Source organism: Roseofilum halophilum BLCC-M91 (assembly GCF_030068445.1).
In the GTDB taxonomy this organism is placed as follows: domain Bacteria; phylum Cyanobacteriota; class Cyanobacteriia; order Cyanobacteriales; family Desertifilaceae; genus Roseofilum; species Roseofilum halophilum.
Genome location: NZ_JAQPOK010000012.1, coordinates 43454 through 52047 on the forward strand (window position 1 = coordinate 43454; position 8594 = coordinate 52047).

Sequence of the window (8594 nt, forward strand, 5' to 3'; positions counted from 1 at the left end):
TTATCAGGGAATAAGGTTTGCCTAGAGTTGAGCCAGCATTTTTTCTAGGGCGGGGTAGTTGATTTTGGCATTGTGACGGGCATCGACGGGGATTTTGTCCACAATTTTCATTTCGTCGATTTTAGCGAATTCTAGGGCTGTTTTGAGCTGGGATAATTGACGTTCATCAGGGGGGTAGAGGGGATTGAGTTCTAAAATGAGCCAGCGCTGATGACGATGCTTGACTAGGGCGGCACGTTTAATGAGGGGGAATTGATGGGCGATCGCCTCTACACTCAAAGGATAGAGTATCCCTTTCTCATCTTGGATCTTGGCGCGGGTACGCCCCAACAGCCATAAATTGCCGTCACTGTCGAGATAACCCCCATCTCCGGTACGATGCCAAGGGGTATCACCGACGCGAAATTTGGTTTCTAAATCCCCCTCTCCGTTCACATAACCGGGTAAAACATGGTCGCCACTAACCACAATTTCCCCAGGAGTCAGGGGCGCTAAGGTATAGTCGGCAAAGGCTTCGGGAGTCAGGGCATCTATGGGTTTTCCCCAGGAGTCGGGGATGATTTTTAGGTTGATTTCCGGTATGGGATAACCTGCAAAGAGTCCACCCACCGAGGATGGGGGAGAGGGTTGGGGGTGGAGAGTGTGAGCGATGGGTTCGGCTTCTGTGGAGCCGTACATGGGGATGATTTGGGCGTGGGTGGCGCATTTTTGCAGGCGATCGCACAATGAAGGAAACACAGGAGCGCCACCGGTAAAAATGCGCTGGAAACTCTCCAACCCGATCTCAGACTCTTCGCAGTAGCTCACCAAACGCTCCAGAAATGCCGGAGACGCAACCGTACTACTGGGTTGATGAGTTTCAATTTGCCGCAAAATAGGCGCAGGCTGAACAAAACCGGGTTTTCGCAAGTCCCCCGCAGGAATAAGGCTCGTGACTCCAGAAGCAAGATTGGACAAAATAAAGACGGGCAGCGTGGTTAAATCGATCGCCCCCGGTTGATGCTCCAGATGACGCGCTAACACCTCATGCTGGGTGAGCAGAAAGCCATGGCTACGCAAAGCCCCTTTCGGTTTCCCCGTACTACCACTGGTAAACGTCAGTAGAGCAGGGGTTTCAGCCGTTGCCGCATAGAGCGTCGGGGAAGGAGAATAGCTGCGCCAACGCTGCCAATTTTTAATCCCTGGAAGAAAAATATTAGGAACCAGTTTGATCGGAATGTGCCGTAGTGCCGAAGATTTGAACAGCAGCAAACTGGCTTTCGGAGTCGCCAACAATGCTTGAGGGGGCGCGATATGGCAACAGTGTTCTAGATGAGTTTGCCCGGCACTCGGATCGACAAACATGGCGATTATGCCCAATTTGAAGACTGCAAGCAGGGCAATGTAGAGATCGATAGACATGGGCAAGAATACCAGGACGCGCCCCCCTGGGTTTAACCCTAAATCTTGTAAATAAGCCGCCGCACAACTCGACGCGCGATCCAATTCGGCAAAGGAAATGGACTGTTTCTGGGTAATAATGGCCGGGCGATCGCCAAACTGAGTACACTGTTCTTGCAGACGTTCTTGCAGACGACGGGCAATATTCACCATTACTCCTCCTCTAACCATTGGGGAGGGTTAACAAGGAGCTGTGCAGCGCGATCGCAATCCAAAGGTTTAGCAAAAAAATAACCTTGAGCCGTCTCACAACCAAGAGCTTGTAATTGTTTAACTTGATCTAGGGTTTCCACTCCTTCGGCTGTCACATCCATCCCCAATTGGTGAGCCAGAGTAATAATCGCTTCTACAATTTTCAGATTATCTTCATTGTGGTCTAAATCCCCAATAAACGAGCGGTCAATTTTCAACGTATCCACCTTTAAGCGCTGAAGATAACTCAGAGAAGAATAACCCGTGCCAAAATCATCTAAACACACTCGGATTTGCCGGTCTCGAAACTGTTCGATCAGCACTTCCGATTGATCGTTTTCCATAATCACGCTTTCCGTGATTTCCAGCTTAATTAAGTTGCCATCAATTTCCACCGCTTGCAAGATTCGATCCAATTGCTCGATCAAATCCGCCTGTAAAAATTGCTTAGTTGACAGGTTAATGCTAATGGTGATGGGAAAATAGTTGAGATATAATTCTTGCCAAATTCGCAATTGTTGACAAGCCTCTTTTAAGATCCAACGACCGATGGGGACAATTAATCCCGTTTCTTCCGCCGCCGGAATAAACTCATTGGGCGGAATAAATCCCCGTTCTGGATGTTGCCAGCGCACCAAGGCTTCAAACCCGGATATTTGACCCGTGGTTAAGGACATAATCGGTTGATATTGCAGGAAAAATTCATGACGCTTTATGGCTTGCCGTAAATCCATTTCTAGCCGCAGTAAAGATACGGCATTAGCGTGCATAGCTGAGTCAAAAATCTGATAGCTTCCTTGTCTTGATGATTTTGCCCGATACATCGCCGTTTCTGCATCTCGGAGAATATGTTGAGGAGGTCGTTCTTCTCCCATATAGAAAGTAATCCCGGTACTAATATTCAGGTATACCGTATGTTGATCCACATGGAAGGGAGCCACAAATTCTTGATGGATTTGTTGGGCAATTTCTGTCACTTCTTCTAAGTTACGAATTTCTTCAAGTAAGATAGCAAACTCATCACCACCTAAATGGGATAAGGTATCAATGAGACGGGTTAAGGTTTCCAGACGGCGAGCCATGGAAACGATCAATTGATCGCCGATCGCATGGCCTAAAGAGTCGTTGATCACTTTGAAGCGATCGCCATCGATAAATAAAACGGCAAATCGATAATCGGGTTGATGATTTTGCCGACTCACCGCATCTTCTAAGCGCTCTAAAAATAAAGTCCGATTGGGTAAACCGGTTAAGGTATTATAATAGGCCTGATGATGCAGCCGTTTTTGCACTTTATGACGTTCAATGATTTCTTTTTTCAGTTCGTGATTGGCTTGCTCTAGTCGGGCTGTTCTCTCTTCTACTCGTCTTTCTAGTTCTAGGTTGAGTTGTTCAACTTCAGCTTGTGCCGCTTTGCGATGACGGATTTCTTCTTGTAAATAAGTTTGTTGTTTTTTGAGCTGCTTGGTTAATCCCTGGATTTTGAGTTGTGTTTTTAAGCGAATAAGGGTTTCGGGGTCGTTATAGCCATTAAAAATACAATCTAAAACGCCCATTGAAAGTAAGGTTTCTAATTGAATTTCTAATCGATCGTCGGCAATTAATACTACTGGAATCTCACAAGTTTTGAGATTTTCTTTCAGCTTTAAGCAGAGATCGTAATCTTGTGAGGTAATCTCATTGACTTTAAGGATAATCAAGTCGGGCTGAGTGGATCGGGCAATCATCAGCGCCATCACGGGATTAGGAATGTGGCGCAGGGTATATCCTTCTTGAGCTAACCAATGCTCTAAATCCTCGAATCCTTGGGATTGGGGATCGACCAGTAAGATATTTCCAAGAGGTAAAGACGATGGCATCCGATCCATTTGTTGATTGGCAGATGGATATAATCTAGACACGAAAGAAGAAGATAACAACATTCAGGAGTAGTGGGAGGATGGAGGGGGAATTTATGGAGCCAGCGATCGCCGCATAGTTTCTTCTCCAATAATTTTACTCCTTTTTGAAATCTTCTGTTATTCTATCTCCCCTAGGGAGGAAACTAAGAATAGCATAAGGGCTACGTGCGATCGCTCACCCAACCGTTGAGAATCTCATACCCCCAATGGGGATGAGCGGCTGCCAGTCGTTGAGCGGCTTCTGATTCGCCGATCGCGCACAAGTCGATCAGCTTTTGATATCCGGCTTGTTTTTCCATCTCTCGCTGCTCCTGAGCCTGTTTTCGGCGCTGCTCAGGACTGATTTGGGGTCTTCCCGGAAGTAGGGGATCGATTTGGTGTACAGGTTTCATAATGGGTAATGGGTAATGGGTAATGGGTAATGGGCGATCTCCCTATCTCCCTAAAATGGCAAAGATGGCTGTACTTGATTATCGATAATTTCATATCCCCATTCAGGATGCTGTTGGAGTTGCTGTTTTACCCAACTGCGTCCGAGGGGACTTTGGTAGGCTTTTTGTAGTTGCTCTAGGGAAGGGGGAGCGTCTGGTTCTGGAGGAGGTTCGGATTCGGGTAAGGCGGTGGGGGTAGAAACTTGTAATAATTTCTCCATCACCTGTTCTTTGGTAATTTCGGATCGTTGGGTAAAGGAGGGGGGTAAATAGGGGGTGGTTAAGCCTTTTTTCTTGGCTTTGATGGCTTCATCGGCGAGGCGATCGCACTTTCGCAAGAACCCTTCCCAGAGATCTTGAGCCAATACGGGTTTTCTTAGGTCTGCTCGCGCTCTAGAAACAGCGACTTCTAAGGGTTCCCCCTTCTGGACATAATATTGAATGCGCTCTTCTTCAAAGGCAGGATAGGGCACACCGGTTTCAATTTCCCAATCTCGTTTGACTTGCTGGCTCGACCCCAAGGGGCGATTTTCTGTAAATTCATCCCAAAAGGGTGAAATCATGCCCTTAGTGAGTCCATCGACAATCTTAAACATCCATCCCGATGGATTATCTAAACCTTTTTGTTTGGCATAGTCCAGAAGTTGGCGCTGAAAGGCTTCTAATTGTTCTGGGGAGTTCCAAGGGCCGCTAAATTGATAATTGGGAGTGACTACAGTGGCGATCGCCTGCCGTTTGGCCGGAAAATAGGGGTCAGCAGGAGCAGCAGAAGCCGGAGTTTCTCCACTCTGAAGAGCGTCTTCTAGCTTTTCCAGATTGAGTCGCACATCCACCACACCCTCTCTACCGGATACAGGACGCTCTTCTAATAATCCCTTTTGGGCTAACTGTTGGCGAGCCAGTTGTTGTTCTGTCTCAGTTAAACCCGTTTGAGCGGTTATGTCTTGTTCGTTAAGTCTAATCCAGTTGGGGGTGCGATCGCCCTGTTGCTGCAAAATATGCCAAGCCACAATCGCCGCCACTACCCCACCCGTAGCCGCCGCCAGTTGGGGATAATAGACTTTCGGATCTCCTAAATTTTGGCAAAATTGAGCAAAAGTCATCTTCTTAGCCAGGTTCAATTCTCTCGATTCAAAAATATTTTGAATTCCAATTATCGGCCAATTCCGATCGCTTTTCCCTATTCACTGACTTGTGCAAAACGTCGTTTATCCTTGAGTTGATCAATAGACCGTATTATAACCAGGTCTGTACCCATGCTCATTCCCAAAGTCATTCGACCCCGTAACCATCCCTTTCCATTCCTGTTGTATCTGGAATGGGCACTGTTGGGATTAGCCATTCTCAACGAATTTACCCCTAGACCATTACCCCAAAGTCAAGAATATTCTATCTTCATCATTGCGATCATCCTGAGCTTCGGCATTTTAGGGTTGAGAATTCCCACACACCCCTTGAGTCTCAAACTCACCTACGAGATTTTACAATTTGGCTTAGTTGCGTTAGCGGGTAGCCTGAGTATTTTTAAGGTACGGCTGTTGCTGATGCTTTATATCGTGGTGATATTGCGAAGTTGTCTAATCTTCCCATTACGAGGCCGTTTAGTGGTAACAGCCCTCTCGTTCCTCGGCTTTATGGGGATGGCCCAAATCCAAGTTCAGATGTTCAGAGATCGCCTTCCACCATCCTTAGTACAGGAGCTACTGCCCCAAATAGTCGCGATCCTCTTAAACATCATGATTATGTTTCTGTTGCTGCTCGTGTTTTTGCTTTGGCTAATCAATGCTTTACTGGCAGAACGACAACAGCAAGATCAACTGCGAGAAGCTAACCAAAAGCTCAAGGATGCTGTTGCTCAAATTGAGAAACTGGCTATGGCTCAAGAACGTACCAGTATTGCCCAGGAGATCCATGATGCCCTCGGTCATGCTTTAACAGGACTCAATATCCAACTCGAAGGCGCTCTCAAGTTATGGGAGATTAACCCTGAGCAGTCTAAGGAATTGGTCGCTCAAGCGAAGAAGATGGGTTCAATGGCGCTTAACGAAACCCGTCAAGCTGTGGCTTCATTACGAGAAGCACCCCTTCAGGAGCGGCAGGATTTATTAGCAGCGATCGCCCCCTTACTCCAGGACTTTGAACAAATGACGGGCATTATGCCTCACGTCACCTTAGACGCTCCACCTCTTTCTCCTCCCCTGCGTCTGGCTCTCTATCGAATTGTGCAGGAGAGCCTCACAAATATTTGCAAGTATGCACAAGCCGATCGCGTCGAGATCGCCATTGAACCCATAACAGAACGATTGCTAGATTCACCGTCTCCCCAGCATTACTTAGCGCTCACCGTGCAAGATAATGGTGTGGGCTTTCATCCCGAACACAACACCACAGGATTTGGCTTACAGGGAATTCGAGAACGGGCGATCGCAGCAGGAGGTACTGCCGAGTTTATCAGTGCCCCAGGAAAAGGCTGTACAGTAAAGGTCTGTTTACCCATGAATAATTAAGTTATCGACAACCAAGACCCGTTGTTAATTGTTAATTGAAACTATGATTCATGTTTTATTGGTGGACGATCAAGCCATTTTACGGCAAGGGCTACAGGCTCTCCTCAGTTTAGAGCCAGACCTGAAGATTATCGGACAAGCGGGTAATGGACAAGAGGCACTGAAGCAGATTCAGGGAGCGATCGCCACACCCACTCCTATAGATGTAGTGTTAATGGATCTGCGAATGCCGGTGATGGATGGGGTGGCGGCAACTGGTGAAATTTCCCGCCACTATCCTGACGTGAAAGTATTAGTGTTAACCACGTTTAATGATGACCAGTTGGTACAGCAAGCCGTTCAAGCGGGAGCTGCTGGCTATTTGCTCAAAGATACTCCTTCAGAGGAAGTAGCCCAAGCCATTCGCTCCATTCATCGGGGGTATGTTCAGTTTGGCCCCGGTATCTTTCAGAAAATGAGACCCCAAGTCACACCGGCTCCAGAACCCGAACTTCCTCCTGGTTTTGAGGCACTAACCCCACGAGAACGGGAAGTGCTGGCGTTAATTGGCAAAGGAGCCAGTAACCGAGAAATTGCCGAGCAATTATTTCTATCCGAAGGAACCGTGAAAAACTATGTGACGAATATTCTCAGTCGGCTTGATCTTCGCGATCGCACTCAGGCTGCCCTGTTAGCCGCTTCCTTACCTTTGAGCAACCCATAAATTTAACCTCAACTTTTCCCCGTTCCTCGAAAGCGCTATATGACAAAAGTCATAGATACAACGTGACCTTTGGCTCTGTTGTTGCAGGGGCGATCGTCAATAGATTGGAATTGTCGAAGAGAATTATCGAATGACGAGGAAAACACCATGCCTTTAAACGCCATGCCGTTCAACGTTCAAACTCTAAGAAACCGGCAAAATTTTAGGAATACCCGGCTCGCTTCGCCCCATGAAATCCCACCAGAACAAAAGGAAAATATTCAGCAATTGAGGAGCGATTTACAAGGGAGTGTTGACAGCCCCCCCTCTGAGGACAGCATCGATCAATTGCAGACAACGGTTCAGACTGCTCTAGAGGATGGTACGGTAACCCCGGAAGAGGGGAAAGCAATTGCCCAGGCTTCCGTAGAAGTGTTCGAGAGCATGGGATTAACTTCAGCAGAAATGAGAACCCTTGTCTACGATGTGCAAAATATTGCTGAAAATTCCAGATTTCCTGGTGAAGATGAGGAACTGGTGGGGACAGATAGTAGTGACTTTCTGTTGGGTAAAACCGGTTCAGATGTGCTGGTGGGCACACCTACGAATGGGCAAGGAGAAGTTGATCTACTCATCGGTGGCGGTGGTTCAGACACCTTTGTTCTTGGAGATGCCACGACTGCTTATTATGATGATGGAGAGCGATTTACAACCGGTGTCAATGACTTTGCAGCGATCGCCGACTTTAACATCGCCTATGATACCATCCAACTCCACGGAAATGAAGGCGCTTACAGCTTAGGCGCTTTACCCAACGATCTCCCCATGCAAGGGACTGCCCTCTATCACATGGCACAGGGTGAGCTTCCTGAACTGATTGCCATTGTTGCAGGGGTTGAAGTGGCAGACTTTAGTCAAGGGTTTACGTTTGTCGGTTAATAGCACTACACGCTAGGGAGTAGGAAGTAGTTAGTTATCCCCCCATCTCCCCATCCCCCCATCCCCCTATTTCTATTGGAGTTGAATTGAGATGATCGAATCTGCCAACGAATTACCGGTTAAGGAAATTTTTGTACTGCCTGTTGATGAAGTTTTAAGGGTCGTCAGTGCGATCGCGACCCAGTTAGGACTGAGTGTACCACCCGTTGTTGAGATGGACTATTTGCGATCGCTCCCTCCAGATCGTTTCGGTTATGCTTGGGCGAAACATCTCGATGACCACAATCTCAAGCCATTCCTGGAAGGGCTAAGACGGCAACAACTTCACGATGGTGTCCATGTCCTCACGGGCTATAACACTGATACAGCGCTTCGCGCTGTTATGAGGTACAGTAGCAACAATGAGCAAACCAATTTCTTAAATGTTTCGGATTAATTAAGTCAAGGGCTACAGCCAGAAGAGTATCAATCATAGAGCTAGTAGTAGGAGAAAAATCAAAAA

Annotated in this window: 8 protein-coding genes; 4 read left to right on the plus strand and 4 right to left on the minus strand. The window is 47.2% G+C overall.

Going from position 1 to position 8594, the window contains the following annotated elements; all coding sequences use genetic code 11:
• Window positions 1–21 precede the first annotated feature (21 nt).
• The 4 genes from PJF56_RS01880 to PJF56_RS01895 form a co-directional block, all read right to left on the minus strand.
• Window positions 22–1593: an AMP-binding protein gene (locus tag PJF56_RS01880; RefSeq protein WP_283760937.1), complete on the minus strand. Its 1572-nt coding sequence runs from the start codon at window positions 1591–1593 to the stop codon at window positions 22–24.
• Window positions 1593–3533, minus strand: a complete 1941-nt coding sequence (locus PJF56_RS01885; RefSeq protein WP_283760938.1) for a two-component system response regulator — start codon at window positions 3531–3533, stop codon at window positions 1593–1595. Before PJF56_RS01885 ends, PJF56_RS01880 begins: the two co-directional genes overlap by 1 nt.
• Window positions 3534–3694: 161 nt before the next feature.
• Window positions 3695–3925, minus strand: coding sequence for a hypothetical protein (locus PJF56_RS01890; RefSeq protein WP_283760939.1), 231 nt, complete (start codon window positions 3923–3925; stop codon window positions 3695–3697).
• Window positions 3926–3975: 50 nt separating this feature from the next.
• Window positions 3976–5067 (minus strand): hypothetical protein, encoded by a 1092-nt coding sequence (locus tag PJF56_RS01895; protein ID WP_283760940.1) that lies wholly within the window; start codon window positions 5065–5067, stop codon window positions 3976–3978.
• Between the two features lie 153 nt (window positions 5068–5220).
• Between PJF56_RS01895 and PJF56_RS01900 the strand changes: the two genes are divergently transcribed.
• From PJF56_RS01900 to PJF56_RS01915, 4 genes are all read left to right on the plus strand, one after another.
• Window positions 5221–6471: a sensor histidine kinase gene (locus tag PJF56_RS01900; protein WP_283760941.1), complete on the plus strand. Its 1251-nt coding sequence runs from the start codon at window positions 5221–5223 to the stop codon at window positions 6469–6471.
• Between the two features lie 43 nt (window positions 6472–6514).
• Window positions 6515–7174, plus strand: a complete 660-nt coding sequence (locus PJF56_RS01905) for a response regulator transcription factor (protein WP_283760942.1) — start codon at window positions 6515–6517, stop codon at window positions 7172–7174.
• 147 nt (window positions 7175–7321) lie between these two features.
• On the plus strand, window positions 7322–8092 hold the full coding sequence (locus PJF56_RS01910; RefSeq protein WP_283760943.1) for a calcium-binding protein: 771 nt from the start codon (window positions 7322–7324) through the stop codon (window positions 8090–8092).
• 91 nt (window positions 8093–8183) lie between these two features.
• Window positions 8184–8528: a hypothetical protein gene (locus PJF56_RS01915; protein WP_283760944.1), complete on the plus strand. Its 345-nt coding sequence runs from the start codon at window positions 8184–8186 to the stop codon at window positions 8526–8528.
• Window positions 8529–8594: the final 66 nt, after the last annotated feature.